At 66.6% G+C, this 19,144-nt stretch carries 18 protein-coding genes; 10 read left to right on the top strand and 8 right to left on the bottom strand.

Translation table 11 applies throughout. The features are described 5' to 3' along the window. Positions 1–88: 88 nt before the first annotated feature. Entirely contained in the window at positions 89–934 is an 846-nt protein-coding gene (locus IFT67_RS06655; RefSeq protein WP_192145695.1) for an oxidoreductase, read from the top strand. A 262-nt stretch (positions 935–1,196) separates the two neighbouring features. On the opposite strand, the gene IFT67_RS06650 is transcribed toward IFT67_RS06655, so the two are convergent. Next, positions 1,197–1,874 carry a dienelactone hydrolase family protein gene (locus tag IFT67_RS06650; RefSeq protein ID WP_192145693.1) on the bottom strand — a complete coding sequence of 226 codons (678 nt, stop codon included), beginning with the start codon at positions 1,872–1,874 and terminating at the stop codon, positions 1,197–1,199. 328 nt (positions 1,875–2,202) lie between these two features. Here IFT67_RS06650 and IFT67_RS06645 point away from each other — a divergent pair, with 328 nt between their 5' ends. The 5 genes from IFT67_RS06645 to IFT67_RS06625 all read left to right on the top strand — a co-directional run bounded on the left by IFT67_RS06645 (position 2,203) and on the right by IFT67_RS06625 (position 7,234). Continuing rightward, positions 2,203–2,757 carry a F0F1 ATP synthase subunit delta gene (locus IFT67_RS06645; RefSeq protein WP_121905252.1) on the top strand — a complete coding sequence of 185 codons (555 nt, stop codon included), beginning with the start codon at positions 2,203–2,205 and terminating at the stop codon, positions 2,755–2,757. Between the two features lie 4 nt (positions 2,758–2,761). Then, positions 2,762–4,291 (top strand): F0F1 ATP synthase subunit alpha, encoded by a 1,530-nt coding sequence (gene atpA, locus IFT67_RS06640; protein WP_192145691.1) that lies wholly within the window; start codon positions 2,762–2,764, stop codon positions 4,289–4,291. Between the two features lie 162 nt (positions 4,292–4,453). Then, positions 4,454–5,347 carry a F0F1 ATP synthase subunit gamma gene (locus IFT67_RS06635; protein WP_056065178.1) on the top strand — a complete coding sequence of 298 codons (894 nt, stop codon included), beginning with the start codon at positions 4,454–4,456 and terminating at the stop codon, positions 5,345–5,347. Positions 5,348–5,364: 17 nt separating this feature from the next. Then, entirely contained in the window at positions 5,365–6,846 is a 1,482-nt protein-coding gene (gene atpD, locus IFT67_RS06630) for a F0F1 ATP synthase subunit beta (RefSeq protein WP_056065176.1), read from the top strand. Between the two features lie 133 nt (positions 6,847–6,979). Continuing rightward, positions 6,980–7,234 (top strand): ATP synthase F1 subunit epsilon, encoded by a 255-nt coding sequence (locus IFT67_RS06625; protein WP_056488477.1) that lies wholly within the window; start codon positions 6,980–6,982, stop codon positions 7,232–7,234. A 228-nt stretch (positions 7,235–7,462) separates the two neighbouring features. Here IFT67_RS06625 and IFT67_RS06620 read toward each other — a convergent pair whose 3' ends face one another. Further along, a complete protein-coding gene (locus IFT67_RS06620; RefSeq protein ID WP_192145689.1) occupies positions 7,463–9,634 on the bottom strand; it encodes a primosomal protein N' in 2,172 nt (723 codons plus the stop codon). A gap of 42 nt (positions 9,635–9,676) precedes the next feature. Continuing rightward, on the bottom strand, positions 9,677–11,137 hold the full coding sequence (locus IFT67_RS06615; RefSeq protein WP_192145687.1) for a diguanylate cyclase domain-containing protein: 1,461 nt from the start codon (positions 11,135–11,137) through the stop codon (positions 9,677–9,679). A gap of 62 nt (positions 11,138–11,199) precedes the next feature. Here IFT67_RS06615 and IFT67_RS06610 point away from each other — a divergent pair, with 62 nt between their 5' ends. Beyond that, positions 11,200–12,105, top strand: a complete 906-nt coding sequence (locus IFT67_RS06610; protein ID WP_244647184.1) for a tyrosine recombinase XerC — start codon at positions 11,200–11,202, stop codon at positions 12,103–12,105. On the opposite strand, the gene IFT67_RS06605 is transcribed toward IFT67_RS06610, so the two are convergent. The 4 genes from IFT67_RS06605 to rsmI all read right to left on the bottom strand — a co-directional run bounded on the left by IFT67_RS06605 (position 12,102) and on the right by rsmI (position 15,161). Then, the gene (locus IFT67_RS06605) at positions 12,102–12,701 is read right to left on the bottom strand and encodes a DedA family protein (RefSeq protein WP_192145681.1); all 600 of its coding nucleotides are present in this window, start codon (positions 12,699–12,701) and stop codon (positions 12,102–12,104) included. The two genes, IFT67_RS06610 and IFT67_RS06605, sit on opposite strands and share 4 nt — an antisense overlap. Positions 12,702–12,863: 162 nt before the next feature. After that, on the bottom strand, positions 12,864–13,817 hold the full coding sequence (gene gshB, locus IFT67_RS06600; RefSeq protein WP_192145679.1) for a glutathione synthase: 954 nt from the start codon (positions 13,815–13,817) through the stop codon (positions 12,864–12,866). Between the two features lie 51 nt (positions 13,818–13,868). Continuing rightward, a complete protein-coding gene (locus IFT67_RS06595) occupies positions 13,869–14,273 on the bottom strand; it encodes a YraN family protein (protein ID WP_192145677.1) in 405 nt (134 codons plus the stop codon). Between the two features lie 42 nt (positions 14,274–14,315). Next, complete coding sequence (rsmI, locus tag IFT67_RS06590; RefSeq protein WP_192146544.1) at positions 14,316–15,161, bottom strand: 16S rRNA (cytidine(1402)-2'-O)-methyltransferase; 846 nt, start codon at positions 15,159–15,161, stop codon at positions 14,316–14,318. Positions 15,162–15,171: 10 nt separating this feature from the next. Between rsmI and IFT67_RS06585 the strand changes: the two genes are divergently transcribed. Beyond that, a complete protein-coding gene (locus IFT67_RS06585; RefSeq protein WP_192145675.1) occupies positions 15,172–16,386 on the top strand; it encodes a penicillin-binding protein activator in 1,215 nt (404 codons plus the stop codon). 35 nt (positions 16,387–16,421) lie between these two features. Here the strand turns inward: IFT67_RS06585 and hemW are convergent, their stop codons facing one another. After that, on the bottom strand, positions 16,422–17,594 hold the full coding sequence (gene hemW, locus IFT67_RS06580; RefSeq protein ID WP_192145673.1) for a radical SAM family heme chaperone HemW: 1,173 nt from the start codon (positions 17,592–17,594) through the stop codon (positions 16,422–16,424). A gap of 43 nt (positions 17,595–17,637) precedes the next feature. Here hemW and IFT67_RS06575 point away from each other — a divergent pair, with 43 nt between their 5' ends. Both IFT67_RS06575 and IFT67_RS06570 read left to right on the top strand, forming a co-directional pair. Then, entirely contained in the window at positions 17,638–18,195 is a 558-nt protein-coding gene (locus IFT67_RS06575) for a CAP domain-containing protein (RefSeq protein WP_192145671.1), read from the top strand. 67 nt (positions 18,196–18,262) lie between these two features. Further along, complete coding sequence (locus tag IFT67_RS06570; protein WP_446740796.1) at positions 18,263–19,060, top strand: EAL domain-containing protein; 798 nt, start codon at positions 18,263–18,265, stop codon at positions 19,058–19,060. The last annotated feature ends 84 nt before the right edge of the window (positions 19,061–19,144 follow it).

Raw genomic sequence — 19,144 nt, 5'->3', positions numbered from 1 at the left:
CGCGCGCATCCCGTGGCTTGCGCTCAAAGCGGAGCCAATCGGCCGTCCGGCCGTTCTTCCGTGCATACCTCATAACGAAAGATGTCTCATGGCCTCCGACACGCCCGTCTGGTTCATTTCCGGCTGCTCGACCGGTTTCGGTCGCGAACTCGCCAAGCTCGTGCTTGCGCGCGGATGGCGCGCGGTGGTGACCGCGCGGGATGGTGATCGTGTCGCCGATCTGGCCGAGGGTGCCGAGGATCGTGCACTCGCGCTATCGCTCGACGTGACGGAGCAGGCGCAGATCGACGATGCGGTAGCGCAGGCCAAGGCCAAGTTCGGCCGGATCGACGTGCTAGTGAACAATGCGGGCTACGGCTATCAGGCGTCGGTCGAGGAGGGCGTCGAGTCCGAGATCCGCGCGCAGTTCGATGCGAACGTATTCGGGTTGTTCGCGCTGACTCGCGCGGTGCTGCCGATCATGCGGGGGCAGAAGAGCGGCCATATCATCAACATTACGTCGGTCGCGGGCCAGGTCGGGTTCCCGGGCTCGGGCTATTATGCCGCGTCGAAGCATGCGGTCGAGGGTTGGTCCGATGCGCTGCTCGCCGAGGTGAAGCCGCTTGAGATCGACGTGACGTGCGTCGAGCCGGGGCCGTTCCGGACGGACTGGGCTGGGCGGTCGCTGAAGCAGACTCCGGTGAAGATCGCCGACTATGCGGATACGGCGGGGAAGCGGCTGGACGGTACGCGGGAGGTTAGCGGGACGCAGGCGGGTGATCCGGTGCGGGCCGGTGAGGCGATGATCGCGCTGACCGAGGATGCGAACCCGCCGCGGCATCTGGTGCTGGGAGCGTGGGGGTATGAGGCGGTGACGAAGAAACTGGCCGAGCGGCTGAAGGAGATCGAGGCGCACAAGGCTGACAGCCTGGGGGCGGATTTCCCGGGCGAGTGATCTGGGAGGGGTTAGGCATTGTTTCCCCGCGAAGGCGGGGACCCAGACTGGGCTCCCGCCTTCGCGGGAGAACAAGGAAACAGAGGCTGGCTTCACATCTGTAGCGCAAGCCTGCGCCGAGGCCCTCTACCATAGCCACCACCCCGGCGAAGGCCGGGGCCCAGTTGGAAAGGTGGCAATCACGAAGGGCCGTCCTCCGTTAGCAACGTCCCGCAATTGGGCCCCGGCCTTCGCCGGGGTGGTGCAAAAGGGAAGAGGCCACTCAGCCGCCATTTGCCCGGAACAGTTCCAACGTCCGCTGCTTCGCCAGATCCGCACTCGGCTCGTGATAATCCTTCCGCCGGTCCGAGTTGAACCCGTGGCCGGCCTCGTAGACGTACACCGTCGCGTTGGGCCAATCCTTGGCGATGACCTGCTCGACGCCCTCCATCGGGATGCCGTGGTCGTGGCGACCGAAGTGCAGGATCACCGGCACCTTCGGTTCCTCGTCCGCCGCTGCCGGGATCATGCTGCCGTAATAACCGCTCGCCGCCGCGACGCCGGTGAGCTTGGTCGCGGCGAACCACGCGACCGAGCCGCCATAACAATAGCCGACCACGAACACCGGCCCGGCGGGGGCGAGCGTGTCGATGCAGGTCTGGACGTCCTTCAACGACAGCTCGAACGGGTGGAGTTGCCGTGCGAGCTCGACGCCGCGCGCGAGTCCGTCGCCCGAATAGTCCGCCTCGAAGCCTGGGTGCTCGCGGTCGAACAGCGCCGGTGCCAGGACTTCATACCCATCGGCGGCGTACTCGTCGCAAAGGTCGCGGATGTGGTCGGTCACGCCGAAGATCTCCTGCACCAGCACGAGGCCGCCGCGACGCTCGCCGGTCGGCTGCGCGTGATAGACCGCGACGGTTGCGCCGTCGGACATCGTCATCGTTTCCATCGTGCCGGTCATTCTCTCGTCCTCGTCGATTGGTCGTAACGCCTGCCCAATACCGTCATCCCCGCGGAGGCGGGACCCCATAGTGGTAGGCCGTGCGGGGAAAGCGCCGGGTCCGGAGGATATGGATCCCCGCCTGCGCGGGGATGACGGGGAGGGGCGTAATCGTAACCTTCCAACCTTCGATCAATGACAAAACAGTCACAAACCCGTTCCCCCGACCCTCCCGCCGGGTTGCCAATCCGACAACCCGATGCTAACCGCGCCGCGTCCCAGGAGAGGTGCTTTCGCGCCCTCTCTTCCTTTGGGTCGGTTATTCGTTGCAGGCGAGGATAGAGGTTCCGTGGAGACATCCGGCGGTATTCAGGCGAGCTTAGGCGGGCGTTATGCGCTGGCCCTGTTCGAACTCGCGCGTGACGCGAAGACGATCGACGCGGTCGAGTCGAGCCTGGCGAACGTGCGCGACGCGCTCGCGCAGTCGGAGGACTTCCGCACGCTGACGTCCAGCCCGATGGTGTCGCGTGGTGCCGCCGTGAAGGCGGTCTCCGCGGTCGCCGACGAGCTCGGTGTCGATGCGACCACCAAGAGCTTTCTCGGCGTCCTTGCCGAGAACCACCGGCTGGGCGCGCTGCCGAAGATCATCAAGGCATTCCGGACACTTGCCGCGCAGCATCGCGGCGAGATTGCCGCCGAGGTGACGTCCGCGCATCCGCTGACCGACGAGCAGGTGATCGAGCTGAAGCATCAGCTCCGCCAGCGCGTCGGCCGTGAAGTTTCCGTCGACCTCAGCGTCGACCCATCGTTGCTGGGTGGACTCGTCGTCCGCGTCGGCAGCCAGATGATCGATTCGTCGATCAAGACGCGTCTCAACACTCTCGCGCACGCGATGAAGGGCTAAGCTAATGGATATCCGCGCCGCAGAAATCTCGAAGATCATCAAGGATCAGATCGCCAATTTCGGCACCGATGCCCAGGTCAGCGAGACCGGTCAGGTGCTGAGCGTCGGTGACGGCATCGCGCGCATCTTCGGCCTCGACAACGTCCAGGCCGGCGAGATGGTCGAATTCTCGAACGGCGTGCAGGGCATGGCGCTCAACCTCGAGGCCGATAACGTCGGCGTCGTGATCTTCGGGAGCGATTCCGAAATCAAGGAAGGCGACATCGTCAAGCGCACCGGCACGATCGTCGACGTGCCGATCGGCAAGGAGCTGCTCGGCCGCGTGGTCGATGGTCTCGGCAACCCGATCGACGGCAAGGGCCCGATCCACACCACCGAGCGCAGCCGCGTCGAAGTGAAGGCGCCGGGCATCATCCCGCGCCAGTCGGTCAGCGAGCCGGTCCAGACTGGCCTCAAGGCGATCGACGCGCTCGTCCCCGTCGGCCGTGGCCAGCGCGAGCTGATCATCGGCGATCGCCAGACCGGCAAGTCCGCCGTCGCGATCGACGCGTTCATCAACCAGAAGATCGCCAACGCCGGCGACGACGAGTCGAAGAAGCTGTATTGCGTCTATGTCGCGATCGGCCAGAAGCGCTCGACCGTCGCACAGCTGGTCAAGACGCTCGAAGAGAACGGCGCGATGGAGTACACCATCGTCATCGCCGCGACCGCGTCGGACCCTGCACCGCTCCAGTATCTCGCACCCTATACCGGCGTCGCGATGGGCGAGTATTTCCGCGATCGCGGCATGCACGCGCTGATCTGCTACGACGATCTGTCGAAGCAGGCGGTCGCCTACCGCCAGATGTCGCTGCTGCTGCGTCGTCCTCCGGGCCGTGAGGCGTATCCGGGCGACGTGTTCTATCTGCACAGCCGCCTGCTGGAGCGTGCGGCGAAGATGTCGGACGCGAACGGCGGCGGATCGCTGACCGCGCTGCCGATCATCGAGACGCAGGCGGGCGACGTTTCGGCGTACATCCCGACCAACGTGATCTCGATCACCGACGGCCAGATCTTCCTCGAGACCGACCTGTTTTTCTCGGGCGTGCGTCCGGCGATCAACGTCGGCCTGTCGGTGAGCCGCGTCGGTTCGGCCGCACAGACCAAGGCGATGAAGAAGGTGTCGGGCTCGATCAAGCTCGAGCTGGCGCAGTACCGCGAGATGGCGGCATTCGCGCAGTTCGGGTCGGACCTCGATGCGTCGACGCAGAAGCTGCTGAATCGTGGTGCTCGTTTGACCGAGCTGCTGAAGCAGGCCCAGTTCTCGCCGCTGCCGTTCGAGGAGCAGACCGTGTCGATCTTTGCCGGCACCAGCGGCTATCTCGACAAGGTGCCGGTCGCCGACGTGACCCGCTACGAGCAGGCGCTGCTGGCCGACATGCGCGCGAACCATGCCGACGTGCTGAAGCTGATCCGCGATACCCGCGACCTGGGTAACGAGGCGAAGGACAAGCTGAAGGCAGCGCTCGAAGCGTTCGCGAAGACTTTCGCCTGATTAACTCCCTCTCCCCTGCGGGGAGAGGGTTGGGGTGAGGGGTTGTACCGGGCGTTGCGCTTTGCAACTGCCCCTCACCCCGACCCTCTCCCCGACGGGGAGAGGGAGCAGAGCGTGTAATCCGACCCTCCTCTGTGAGGAGCGAGGGAGCAGGAAGAGAAGATGGCATCACTTAAGGCCCTCAAGATCCGCATCGGCTCGGTGAAGTCGACGCAGAAGATCACCAAGGCGATGAAGATGGTCGCCGCTGCGAAACTGCGCCGTGCGCAGGACGCGGCGGTCGCCGGGCGTCCGTATGCCGAGCGTCTCGAAGCGGTGATGGCGAGCCTCGCGGGGCGCGTCGGCATCGCGCCGGGCGCGTCGCCGCTGCTCGCGGGCACCGGCAAGGATCAGGTCCACCTGATCGTCATCGCGACGTCGGAGCGCGGCCTCGCGGGTGCGTTCAACACCAACATCGTCCGTGCGGCTCGTCGCAAGGCCGAGGAACTTATCGCGGCCGGCAAGACCGTGAAGTTCTACGTCGCCGGCAAGAAGGGGCGCGTGATCAAGCGCTTCTTCCCGAACGACATCCTCGCCGATCACGAGATGGGCCAGATCAAGCGGCTCGCGTTCAGCGATGCGCAGGAGATCTCCGAAGACCTGATCAAGCGCTTCGGCGAAGGCCAGTTCGATGTCGCGCATCTGTTCTACGCGAAGTTCGTCTCGGCGCTGGTGCAGGTCCCGACCGGCATCCAGATCATCCCGATTCCCCTGTCGGCTATCCCCGGCGCGGAGGCCAAGCCGGGCGCGCCAGCAGAGGCGGTGGTCGAGTATGAGCCCGACGAGGAAGCGATCCTTGCCGACCTGTTGCCACGCAACGTCGCGATCCAGATTTTTCGCGCGCTGCTCGAAAACGCAGCGTCGGAGCAGGGCTCGCGGATGAACGCGATGGACAACGCCACGCGCAATGCCGGCGACATGATCACGCGTCTCTCGATCCAGTATAACCGTACCCGCCAAGCCGCGATCACGACCGAGCTGGTCGAAATCATCTCGGGCGCCGAAGCGCTCAAGTAAGTCCAAGGAAGCAGACAATGGCAACCGCCCCAGAGACCCTCGGAACCACGCTCGCCCCCAAGGCCACCAACAACACCGGCCGCATCTCGCAGGTCATCGGTGCGGTCGTCGACGTGCATTTCCCCGACAATTTGCCCGCCATTCTGTCGGCGCTCGAAACCGATAATAACGGCAACCGGCTCGTCCTCGAAGTCGCGCAGCATCTCGGCGAGAACACCGTTCGCACGATCGCGATGGACGCCACCGAGGGGCTGACCCGCGGCCAGACCGTCACCGACACCGGCTCGCAGATTCGCGTGCCGGTCGGCCCGAAGACGCTCGGCCGCATCCTCAACGTCATCGGCGAGCCGATCGACGAGCGTGGTCCGGTCGGCGCAGAGACGACCGCCCCGATCCATGCCTCGGCACCGCTGTTCGTCGACCAGTCGACCGAGAGCGCGATCCTGGTCACCGGCATCAAGGTCATCGACCTGCTCGCACCCTATGCGAAGGGCGGCAAGATCGGCCTGTTCGGCGGCGCCGGCGTCGGCAAGACCGTGCTGATCCAGGAGCTGATCAACAACATCGCCAAGGGCCACGGCGGCACCTCGGTGTTCGCCGGCGTCGGCGAGCGTACCCGCGAGGGTAACGATCTGTACCACGAGTTCCTCGACGCGGGCGTTATCGCCAAGGATGCCGACGGCAATCCGCAGTCGGAGGGCTCGAAGGTCGCGCTGGTGTTCGGCCAGATGAACGAGCCGCCAGGCGCACGCGCACGCGTCGCACTGTCGGGCTTGACGATCGCCGAGTATTTCCGCGACGTCGAAGGCCAGGACGTGCTGTTCTTCGTCGACAACATCTTCCGCTTCACGCAGGCGGGAGCAGAGGTTTCGGCACTGCTCGGCCGTATCCCGTCGGCCGTGGGCTATCAGCCGACGCTGTCGACCGACATGGGCGCGCTGCAGGAGCGCATCACGTCGACCAACAAGGGGTCGATCACTTCGGTGCAGGCCGTGTACGTGCCGGCCGACGATCTTACCGATCCGGCACCGGCGACGTCGTTCGCGCATCTCGATGCGACGACCAACCTCAACCGTGCGATCTCGGAGCTCGGCATCTACCCGGCGGTCGATCCGCTCGATTCGACCTCGCGTCTTCTCGAGCCACGGGTCGTTGGTCAGGAGCATTACGATACGGCTCGTGCGGTCCAGTCGACGCTGCAGAAGTACAAGTCGCTGCAGGACATCATCGCGATTCTCGGCATGGACGAGCTGTCCGAAGAGGATAAGCTCACGGTTCAGCGTGCGCGGAAGATCCAGAAGTTCCTGAGCCAGCCGTTCCACGTCGCCGAGGTCTTCACCGGCATCAGCGGCAAGTTCGTCCAGCTCGAGGATACGGTCCGGTCGTTCAAGGCGGTGGTCGAGGGCGAGTATGATCACTTGCCAGAGGCCGCGTTCTACATGGTCGGCGGCATCGACGAAGCCGTCGCCAAGGCCGAAAAGATGGCCGCCGAGGCTTAAGCTACTACTGCTCCCCCTCCCGCAAGCGGGAGGGGGCTGGGGGGTGGGCACCCGCCCTCCACGTCGCGCGACGCTGATGGCGCGAGCCCACCCCCGGCCCCTCCCGCATGCGGGAGGGGAGTGAGACCCAGACATGCTGCATTTCGAACTCGTCACGCCAGAAAAGCTCGTCCGCTCGGAGGAGGTCTACATGGTCGTCGTCCCCGGCACCGAAGGCGATTTCGGCGTCCTCGAAGGCCACGCGCCCTTCATGTCGACGGTCCGCGACGGAGGCGTCCAGATCTTCCGCACGCAGAACGGCACCCCCGAGATCATCGCGATCAAGGGTGGTTTCGCCGAGGTCAACGCCAAGGGCCTGACGGTCCTCGCCGAACATGCAGGCGAGTAAGCATACCTAAAAAACGTGTTTCCCCGCGAAGGCGGGGATCCAGACTGGGCACCCGCCTTCGCGGGTGAACACACTTTCTTCTCACTAATTTGCTTCCACCCCGGCGAAGGCCGGGGCCCAATTGGAACGGCCGAAGTAGCGAAGCGCGGCGCGTATCACCTGCGTCCCCCAATTGGGCCCCTGCCTCCGCCGGGGTGGAAGCGCACTCCGCTGTAAGAGCCCTCGCCGCTACAGGAAATTATACGGGTCGACGTCTACCGTAACCCGCACCTTCGACGGCCAGTCCAGCTTTCCTAGCCATTCCCGGATCACATCCTGCACGTCCAGTGCCCGCCGTGCGTGGACGAGTAGCCGATAGCGATGGCGTCCGCGCAACATCGCCAGCGGCGCTGGGGCCGGTCCGTAGACGTGCATCCCTTCGACTTCCGGGGCGCTGCGGCCGACGAGCTTGGCCGTATCGTGCGCGCACGTCTGGTCCTCCGACGATACCACGATCGCGGCATAGCGCCCGAATGGCGGCGCCCCCGCATCCTTCCGCGCGTCCGTCTCCGCCGCGTAGAACGCATCTGCGTCGCCGGTGATGAGCGCCTGCATGACCTGCGCGCCGGGGCTGTGCGTCTGGATGAACACATGGCCCGGTTTCTCGCCGCGCCCGGCACGCCCCGACACCTGCCGGATCTGCTGGAACGTGCGCTCCGCCGCGCGGAGGTCGCCGCCGTCTAGACCGAGGTCTGCGTCGACCACGCCTACCAAGGTGAGGTTCGGGAAGTGATAGCCCTTCGTCACCAACTGGGTGCCGACGACGATGTCGATGTCACCCGCCTCCATCCGCCCGACGAACTCCGCGGCCTTGGCAGGCGACCAGATCGTGTCCGACGTGACGACCGCCGTCTTCGCCTCGGGGAACAGCGCGGTCACCTCGTCGGCGATCCGTTCGACCCCCGGCCCGCAGGCGACCAGGGTGTCCTCGCCCTTGCACTCGGGGCAGACGCGCGGCGTCGGCTCCGCATGGCCGCAGTGATGACACGCCAACCGTCGCGTCAGGCGATGCTCGACCATCCACGCGGTGCAGTTGGGGCATTGGAACCGGTGGCCGCAGGTCCTGCACAACGTGAGCGGGGCGTAGCCGCGACGGTTGAGGAACAGCAGCGACTGCTCGCGTCGCTCCAGCGTTGCCTGCATCGCCTTGACCAGGCGCGGGGCGAGCCAGCGGCCGCGTTCGGGCGGCTCCTTGATCAGGTCGATCGGCTCGATCGTCGGCATCTCCGCCGCGCCGAACCGGCCGGGCAGCTTCAGCTCGGCATAGCGCCCGGTCACGACCTGTTGCCGCGTCTCGATCGCGGGCGTGGCGGAGGCGAGGATGACCGGACACCCCTCGAACTTGCCGCGCATCACCGCGACGTCGCGCGCGTGATAATGCACGCCCTCTTCCTGTTTGAAGCTGGTCTCGTGCGCCTCGTCGACGACGATCAGCCCGAGATCGCGGTACGGCAGGAACAACGCCGACCGCGCGCCCACCGTCACCAATGCCTCGCCACTGGCAATCGCCCGCCACGCGCGCCGCCGCTGGGTGGATCGCAGCCCCGAATGCCAGGCGATCGGCTCGCACCCGAACCGGTCGTGGAAGCGCTTGAGGAACGGCTCGGTCAGCGCGATCTCGGGGAGCAGCACCAAAGTCTGGCGCCCATCGCGGATCGCCTGCGCGACCGCCTCGAAATACACCTCGGTCTTGCCCGAGCCCGTGACGCCGTCGAGCAGGGTCGGGTGGAACGCGTGTTCGGCAACGCCTGCGACGAGAGCATCGGCCGCCGCGCGCTGGTCGTCCGACAACACCGGCTCGTGATGTTGTGGATCGGGCAGGGGGTAGGGGACGTCGATGCTCACCTCGACCGCCTCGATCGCACCGACCTTCACCAAGCCGCGGATCACCGCGTCGCTGACCTCCGCCAGCGTCGCCAGTTCGCGGATCAGGCCCTGGCGATCACCGATCCGCTCCAAGGCCTGCTCCCGCTGTGGTGTCAGGCGAGGGGGCACTACCCCGGTAGAACGATACTCGACAGCGGTCCGCGCGCCCTCCAGCGCCGAGGTCGACGCCAGCGTCATCCGCAACACCGAAGCCGCGGGCGCGAGGTAATAATCCGCGGTCCACTCGACCAGACGTCGCAGCGGGGCACCCAAGGGCGGCACATCCGAGACCGCGAGCAGATTGCGCAACCGGTTGTCGCCGACCTCCGCATCGGACGGCATCCGTTCCGCCTCCCACACCACGCCGAGCAACTGCCGCGGCCCGAGCGGCGCGACCACGATCGAGCCCGGCCCGACCTCCATGCCGGCGGGCACGCGGTAGTCGAGCGGCCCTAGGGCGGCGTTGAGGATCAGGACACGGGCGCGGGACGACATCGTGTCGGTATATGGGGGCGGATCGACTCCGCGTGAACCGTCTTAAGCCGCGTTGCGCCTGTCGGTTCGCCGGCGTTCGCCGATCCGCGCGCGTTTCGCCTTGTAGAGGATCGTATCGGCGCGGTGGACGAAATCGCGGATCGCATGGCAATCCGGCTCCAGCGGAGCGATCCCCACGGTGCCGGCGCTGACCATCGCAAGCCCGTTGAGCGCGATCGGGAAGCGCAACGCCTCCTCCAGCCGCGCGCAGACATGGCTCGGTTGTGCGACGAGGCCCGGATTGTCGATCAGCACCGCGAACTCGTCGCCGCCCAGTCGCGCGGCAAAGCTGCCCTTCAGCCACGGCGCCTGCAGGACCCGGCCGACATCGCGCAAGACGTCGTCGCCCGCGGTATGGCCGAGCGTGTCGTTGATCGCCTTGAACCCATCGAGATCGACCAGCGCGAGCAACAGTGGCGTGCCATCGGCATGCGCGCGCGTCATCGCCGAATCGAGCGCACGATCGAACGCGGCGCGATTGGAGATGCCGGTCAGCGAATCGGTATCCGCGCTCCGCCGCAAGATCGTTTCGAGGGCATGGCGTTCGGTCACGTCCTGGAACACGCCGACGAACCCGATCGTGGTGCCGCCGTCGGTCTCCAGTTCGCCGAGCACGCGCACCCGGCGTGGCTCACCCTGCGCGGTCGTGAAGTCGACCTCGATATCGAACGGCACCCCTGTTTCCAGCGTGTGGGCCATCGACGCGTTGAGCTTCTCCCCCGCGTGCGGCGGGTAGAAGCTCATTGCTGCGTCCATATCGGGCACGGGGCCGACCGGCAGCCCATAGATGTGAAACACGCCGTCGGACCAACCCATGTCCTGGTGATCGAGCGAGGTCCGCCACGATCCCATCGCCGCCATCCGTTCCGCCTGGCGAAAGATGCGATCCTGGCGGGCGAGGGCCGCGGCCTGTTTGTCGGCAGTGGTGGCGATCGCGATCGCCTGATGAGCGGCGGAGCGCGCGGCGATCGTCGCCTCGGCCAGCGTCGCGAGATGGGTCAGCGCACGACGGCCGGCGTTGTTCAGGCTGCGGGGCACCGTATCGATCACGCATATCGTGCCGATCGCGTGACGTTCGCCGGTGCCGTCGACCGCGTGGATCGCGGCGCCAGCGTAAAACCGGGCGCCTCTTTCCGCCATGACGAGCGGGTTCTTCGCGAATCGCGAGTCGGCGTCGAGGTCTTCGATGACGAGCGGATCCTCGTTCTGGATCGTGTAGGCGCACATGCCGATGTCGCGGCTGATCTCGCCGCGCTCGCCACCGGCCGCTGCCTTGATCCAGAGCCTGTCGCTGTCGACCAGGGTCATCAGCGCGGTCGGGCAGTCCAGCATTTCGGCCGCGAGTGCGACGAGCGCGTCGAATTCGCGTTCCGGCTCGCTGTCCAGCAACGCGAGCGCGTGAAGCGCCGCCACGCGCCGCGCTTCATCTGCAAAGATATCGAACGGGAGATCGGCGGGGGACATGGCACTCGATATCGCAAGGGGGGTTAATTTTCTTTGCAGGCGGAACGCGTTACTGTCCAACGATGGACTATGAGGATCCCCTGCCGCCGTCGATGCTCTGGGCGGATCATCTTGCGCGCGATCGTCGGCGATCGGTGCACACGGTGCGGGCCTACCAGGCATCGGCGGAGCGGCTGACGGCGTTCCTGGTCGGGCATTGGGGGGAGCGGATCACGCGCGGGGCGCTGGCGCGGGTGACGGCGACGGACCTGCGGGCGTATCTGACGCAGCGTCGCGAGGCGGGGTTGGGCAATTCATCCGCGGCGCGCGAATTGTCGGCGGTGCGCGGGTTTCTCGCCTGGGCGAACGAAGGCGCGGAGCAGCCGCGAATGCGGGGGCCGCGCGTGAAGGCGGGCGTGCCGCGGCCGATCTCGCCGGCCGAAGCGGTCGCGTTGGCCGAAGAGGTGGCCGACGATGCAGCCGAGCCATGGATCGGCGCGCGCGACTGGGCGGTGTTGATGCTGTTGTACGGCGCAGGCTTGCGAATCGGCGAGGCGTTGACGTTGCGGGGCGATATCCTGCCGCTCGGTGATACGATCCGGGTGACAGGCAAGCGCGCCAAGACGCGCGTGGTGCCCTTGTTACCGCAGGTGCGTACGGCGATCGAAGCATATGTCGCGCAGACGCCGTGGCCGGTTACGCGCGGCGAACCGCTGTTCCGTGGGGCGAAGGGCGGGGCGTTGTCGCCGGTGATGATCCGCCGGGCGGTTCAGGGCGCGAGAGCGCGACTCGGGCTGGGCGATCGGACGACGCCGCATGCTCTGCGCCACAGCTTCGCAACGCATCTGCTGGGGCGGGGGGCGGATTTGCGCGCGCTACAGGAGTTGCTCGGTCATGCGAGCCTGAGTTCGACGCAGGTCTATACGCAGGTCGATGCGGCGCATCTGATGGACGTGTACCGCAACGCTCACCCGCATGGCGGCGTCTAGCCCTTCGGCTTCCAGGTCAGCACGCGCCAGCCATAGCCGATGATGATGACCACGAAGGTGGCGACCGCGACCGGGCCGACGTAGCGGTCGAGTTCCTCGAAATGCGAGCCGAGCAGGATGCCCGCATAGGTCAGCACGGTGTTCCAGATCGCGCTGCCCGCCGCGGTCCAGATCACGAACTGCCAGATCGGCATCCGCGTCATCCCCGCGGGAAGCGAGATGACGGTGCGGAAGGTCGGCATGAACCGGAATACGAAGATCACCCAGCCGCCGCGCTTCATGAAGAAGCGGTGAATCTGCTCGACGTCGGACCATTCCATCGTCAGCCAGCGCCCGTTGCGCTCGATGAACGGGCGGAAGCGTTCGTAGCCGATGTTGCGGCCGATATAATACCAGAAGTAATTGCCGACGACCGAGCCCGCGGTGCCCCAGGCGATCAACGGTACGACGCTCATGTCGCCGCGCGCGACGGCCATGCCGCCGAGCCCCATGATGACTTCCGACGGCACCGGCGGCACAATATTCTCGAGCGCCATCAACAGGAAGATACCGAAATATCCGCCCCAGGCGATGAGATCGAGGATGAATTCGGTCATGGGTATCACATACTGCCGGGACGCCGGATGTGTTCCACCGCCTCCCACCACCCCGGCGAAGGCCGGGGCCCAATTGGGGGACGGTTATGACGGAGGACGGTGCGCCGTTACTGCAACCTTTCCAATTGGGCCCCGGCTTCCGCCGGGGGGGATCCTGTCCGCCTACCGCACGGCGACCTTCGCCTCGATCGCATCCCAGATCATGCCCGCGACATCGGTTCCATCGAACTTCTCGATCGCGACGATTCCGGTCGGCGAGGTCACGTTGATCTCGGTCAGCCACGTCCCGCCGATCACGTCGATGCCGACGAACAGCAGCCCGCGCTTCTTCAGTTCCGGTCCGAGCACCGCGCAGATCTCGCGCTCCTTGTCGGTCAGCACCGACTTCTCCGCCGAGCCGCCGACCGCAAGGTTCGAACGGATCTCGCCTTCGCCGGGCAGGCGGTTGATCGCCCCCGCGACCTCGCCGTCGATCAGCACGATGCGCTTGTCGCCCTTCGCCACGTCGGGGAGGAACGCCTGCACCATGTGCGGCTCGCGCCACGTCATGTTGAAGACCTCCATCAGCGCCGACAGGTTCGCGCCGTCCGACTCGACCTTGAAGATCGCCTTGCCGCCATTGCCGTGCAGCGGCTTGATGACGATCGCGCCATGCTCGGCGAGAAACTTCCGCGCCTCGTCGAGCGAGCGCGTGACGAGCGTCGGCGGCATGAACTGCGGGTAATCGAGCACGAACACCTTCTCGGGCGCGTTCCGTACCTGCGCGGGATCGTTCACGACCAGCGTCTTGTCGGCGATCCGCTCGAGCAGATGCGTCGCGGTGATATAGCCGAGATCGAACGGGGGATCCTGCCGCATCAGAACCACGTCGGCCTCGTCGCCGAGGTCGAGGTTGACGGGCTCGCCGACGCTGAAGTGATCGCCGACGACGCGCTGTACGGTGACCGGATGCGCCTTCGCCCAGACCTTGCCGTCGCGGTAGTTCAGGTCCTCGGCCGAGTAATGGAAGAGCGTGTGCCCGCGGTCCTGCGCGGACAACATCAGCGCGAAGGTCGAATCGCCGGCGATGTTGATGCTGTCGAGCGGGTCCATCTGGACGGCGACGGTGAGGCTCATGCGTCTTCCTTCTGTTCGGTCGAGCGCATGTAGGCGCGGGCGGGCGCGAAGTCACCCGATCCAGGCATTCTCGATATGGCGTGGTCGCGTGCCGGGGGCGAGCAGGATGACGTCGACGCGGATATCGTCGCCGGGGCCGGCATAGCGCGGCATCAGAAACTCCGCCGCTGCTGCCACGCGCGCGAGGCGACGTTCGTCGATCGCGAAGTCGAGTTCGGCAGCGGTCACGCGGGTTTTTACCTCGACGAATGCGACGAGGTTGCCCTTTCGCGCGACGAGGTCGACCTCGCCGGCGGGCGTGCGGACTCTGCGATCGAGAATGCTCCAGCCCTTGAGGCGCAGCCACCACCCCGCCAGCCGCTCACCGCGACGTCCGGTCGCCTCCGCAGCCTTTCGGTCGTGCGTCCCCTTCCGCTTGCGGGAGGGGCTAGGGGAGGGCGGGGGCGGCACGTCCATGGCATGCCCTCCCCCGACCCCTCCCGCAAGCGGGAGGGGAGATCAGGGCTTGGGCTTCAACTCCAGCGCCCGCGCATACAGCGCCTTGCGATCGAGCCCGAGCTTCTTCGCCACCTCGCTCGCCGCCTGTCCCGTTGACAGTCGCGTCAAAGCCTCGACCAGCGCAGCATCGCCGTCCTCCGCACTCGCAGGCGGTGCCTCGCCCGGCGGTGCGACGACGATCACGATCTCCCCGCGCGGCGGTGCATCCGCATAGCGCGCGGCGAGCGTCGAGAGGGTTCCCGTCACTGCCTCCTCGAACTTCTTGCTTATCTCGCGCGTCACCGCCGCCTCGCGGTCGCCAAGTCCTTCCGCCAACGCCGCAAGGCACGCGCCGAGCCGCGGCCCCGACTCATACATCACCAGAGTCGCGCGGATCGTCGCCACCTCCGCGATCGCCTCGGCCCGCGCGTGCATCTTCGACGGCAGGAAGCCCACGAACAGGAACCGATCGGTCGGCAACCCCGCCAGTGTCAGCGCTGCCACCGCCGCGCATGGCCCCGGAATCGTCACCACCAGATGCCCCGCCGCGCGCGCATCACGCACCAGCTTGAATCCCGGATCGGAAATCAGCGGCGTCCCCGCATCCGATACCAGCGCCACCGCCTGCGTCGCCATCCGCGCGATCAGCGCCGGGCGCACACCTTCCGCGCTGTGGTCATGATACGGCACCATCGGCGTCTTGGTGCCGATGTGGCGGAGCAGACCGGCGGTTACGCGGCTGTCCTCGACCGCGATCACGTCGGCGCGGCGGAGGATGTCGGCGGCGCGCGGCGACAGATCGCCAAGATTGCCGATCGGGGTCGCGACGATGTAGAGGCCGGGATCGAGAAGAGTTTCAGGGTTCATGGGGACGGTCATGGCAGACGCGACGACGATAGGGCAATCCGGCCCGCTTTCGATGGGCACATTCGGGCGATGGGCGACGCTTGCCGCGGCGTGCCTGCTCGGCGCGTGCCAGACGATCGTCCCGCGTGGTCCCGTCGAGCCATCGCAGCAGCGCCCGACCACGCGCCCCGTCGATCGCCCCGACATCGGCGTCGAGACCGGCATCCCGCGCGATGCCGAGCGTAACCGCGTCGCGCTGCTCGTGCCGCTGTCGGGTAGCAACGCCGGTGTCGGCACCTCGATCGCCAACGCGACGATGCTCGCGCTGCTCGACACGCAGAACCAGCGCGTCCGCATCACCAACTACGACACCGCGACCGGTGCCGCCGCCGCCGCCCAGCGCGCGATCGCCGAGGGCGCGCAGCTGATCCTCGGGCCTCTGCTCGCCGACGACGTCCGCGCGGTCGCACCGATCGCGCGCGCCGCGAATATCCCGGTGCTGAGCTTCTCCAACGATCTCGGCGTGGCGGGCAACGGCGCGTACCTGATGGGCTATGTCCCGACCCAGTCGATCGCGCGCGTCGTCGATTTCGCGAAAGAGCGCGGCGTCAGCAACTTCGCCGGCCTCGTCCCCAACGGCCTGTACGGCGAGCGCGCCTCCACCGCTTTCCTCCGCGCGGTAGAGGGCGCGGGCGGCCAGGTCGTTTCGCTCCAGACCTACGCGCGGGGTCCCGGTGGCATCTCAGGCGCGGTCACGCGGCTTGCGGCGAAAGCCCCCTATGATGCGGTCCTGATCGCCGATGGCGGCGCCACCGCAGCCTCCGCGGCTGCGATGGTCAAGCGCGGCGGCGGCGCCTCGACGCGGATCCTCGGCACCGAACTCTGGAACTCCGACACCGCGATTGCCGCGAAGCCTGCACTGTCGGGCGCGTGGTACGCCAGCGTTTCGGACACGCTGTACCGTCAATACGCCGCAAAATATCGCGCGCGGTTCGGGGCAGGGCCATACCGCTTGTCGAGCCTCGGCTACGACTCGGTCCTGCTGACGGTCCGCATCGCGCGCGACTGGAAGCCCGGCACCCCGTTCCCGGTGAACCGCCTGCGCGACGGCGACGGCTTCGCAGGCATCGACGGCGCTTTCCGCTTCGGCAAGGACAACGTCGCCGAGCGCGCGCTAGAGGTGAAGGAAATCCGCAGCGGCACGACCACGGTGGTCTCGCCCGCACCGGCCGGCTTCGCGAAGTAAGGTCTATGTTCACCCGCCTTCGCGGGTGAACACCTCTAGGCGGTGACGATCTCGGGCAGGATCGCGTCGAGCAGAAGCGCACCCGCCTCGGTAACGCGCAATCGACCCGGTGAGTGCACGATCAGCCCGAGCGCCTCCAACCGCGCCACCGCCGCCAGATCGACCGGCACCACGCCCGCGTTCAGCGCTGTGATCCGGTCCAGATCCACGCCTTCCGCCAACCGCAACCCCATCAGCAAAGCCTCGGTCGCCCGCGTCGACGGGGAAAGCGGATCCTCCACCTCCATGCCGTGGCCGTTGCGCTCGATCGCGGCCAGCCAGTTCTCCGGCTTTTTCCGCCGCACCGTCGCCAGCCCGCCGCGACGCCCATGCGCTCCCGGCCCGATCCCGGCATAATCCTGGTACCGCCAGTAAGCGAGGTTGTGGCGGCTCTCCGACCCCGGCCGCGCATGGTTCGACGTCTCGTACGCCGGCAACCCCGCCGCCGCGGTATCCGCACGCGTCGCCTCGAACAGGTCGGCCGCCGAGTCGCCGTCGGGTATCACGATCCGCCCCGCCAAAGCCTCGGTCGCGAACCGCGTGCCGGCCTCGATCGTCAGCTGATACAGCGAGAGATGTTCCGTCCCCAGGCTCAGCGCGCGCGCCAGTTCGGCCCGCCAGTCGTCGAGCCGCTGACCGGGAAGCGCATAGATCAGGTCGAAACTCACGCGTGGAAACACGCTCTGCGCAGTCGCCAGCGCAGCCTGCCCCTCGTTCACGTCATGCGCGCGCCCCAAAAACTTCAGCGCCTGATCGTCGAGCGACTGCAACCCCAGCGACACCCGGTTTACCCCAGCACGCGCCAAATCCGCAAACCGTGCCGCCTCGACCGAAGACGGATTCGCCTCGAGCGTGATCTCGATTCCATCGGCGAACCCCCAGGCCTTCTCCGCCGCATCCAGCACAGCGGCGACCGTCGACGGCGGCATCAGCGACGGCGTGCCACCCCCGAAGAAGATCGACTGCAACTTCCGCCCCGGCAACACCCGCGCCTCATGCGCGAGGTCGGTCAGCAGCGCATCACGCCAAGCCGCCTGGTCCACCTCTTCCCGAACATGGCTGTTGAAGTCGCAATACGGACATTTCGACACGCAGAACGGCCAGTGGACGTACAGCGCGAGGTCGCCCGGGGAATCGGAGCGGGGGCTTGGTGTTTCGAAGACGTGCATTATCTCGCGCATATGGTCGCACGGTGCGGCCGAAGGAAGCGCAATGACGGCACGGATGGGTTTGGCGATCGCCGGGGCGCTGTTGCTGGCGGGCTGCGCGCAGGGCCCCGAGCGTGTCGTCGAGCCGCGCGATACCATGGCGCCGGCACCGCGCGGCGCGAGCCTGCTCAAGACGGCGATGATGGACGGCCACAATGCCGCCCGCGCTGCCGTCGGCGTGGCACCGCTCGCCTGGAGCGATACGCTGGCGACCACCGCGCGCGCCTATGCCGAGGAACTGGCCCGCACACGGAAATTCGCGCACGCCCCGCAACCCCAGGGCATGTCGCGCGAAGGCGAAAACCTCTGGACCGGCACGCGCTACGCCTATGCGTATACCGAGATGATGGGCCACTGGGTCGCCGAGAAACGCGATTTCATCAACCAGCCGACGCCCGGGTTCAGCCGCACCGGCAAGTTCGAGGACGTCGGTCACTACACGCAGATCATCTGGCGCAATTCGACACAGGTCGGCTGCGCGATGGCGAGCAACAAGACGGACGACTATCTGGTGTGCCGCTACTCGCCCCCCGGCAACGTCTTCGGCGAACGCGCCTATTGATCTAGGATAAGCAGGTAGTGCTACCTCGGTGGTACTTTCTTAAGCGATCGTCGGCTAACCTGCTTTAATGATACCAGTATCCAAACCCGATGGCGCTCGGCCCGGTGGCTGCGTCGGATGCCGAGACGGCGCCGGCCTGTCGTTTGCCTTCTCGATGGCGTTCCAGCCGATCGTCGACGTCGAGACCGAGACCGTCTTCGCCTACGAAGCGCTTGTACGTGGTCCCGAAGGGCAGTCGGCGGCGAGCGTCTTGTCACAAGTCGATGGCGCAAATCTGTATGCGTTCGACCAGCAATGCCGGGTGCGCGCGATCGAGGCGTCGGTGAAGGCCGGGCTGCTCGATACGCCCGCGCGACTGTCGATCAACTTCCTCCCGAACGCGGTCTATTCGCCGGCAGCGTGCATCCAGTTGACGCTCAAGACGGCGGCGGCAGTCGGCATGCCGACCGATCGCCTCATCTTCGAGTTCACCGAGAACGAGGAGATGCTGGATCCTGCGCATGTCGCGAACATTATCGCGACGTATCAGAAGATGGGTTTCGGCACCGCGCTCGATGATTTCGGCGCGGGGCATGCCGGATTGAACCTGCTCGCGCGGTTCCAGCCGGATATCATCAAGCTCGACATGGAGCTGATTCGCGACATCGACACCAGCCTGCCGCGGCGGATGATCGTCGAGGGGATGCTGCGGATGTGCACCGCGCTGGGGATCACGGTGATCGCCGAGGGGCTCGAGACGCTTGGCGAGTTCGAGGCACTGCGGGGGCTCGGCGTGCGGTACATCCAGGGGTATCTGCTCGCCAAGCCTGCATTCGAGGCGCTGCCCGCGGTGACGTGGCCGGTGAAGCAGGCGATCGCAGTCTGAACTACACCTGCTCCGTCATCCTGACGAAAGTCAGGATCCAGAGCCATCAAGGGCACCGCCCGTTATCCTGGATCCTGACTTTCG

The organism is Sphingomonas sp. CFBP 13728 (assembly GCF_014841895.1).
GTDB lineage: Bacteria > Pseudomonadota > Alphaproteobacteria > Sphingomonadales > Sphingomonadaceae > Sphingomonas.
This window is presented reverse-complemented; position numbering and strand designations above follow the sequence as displayed.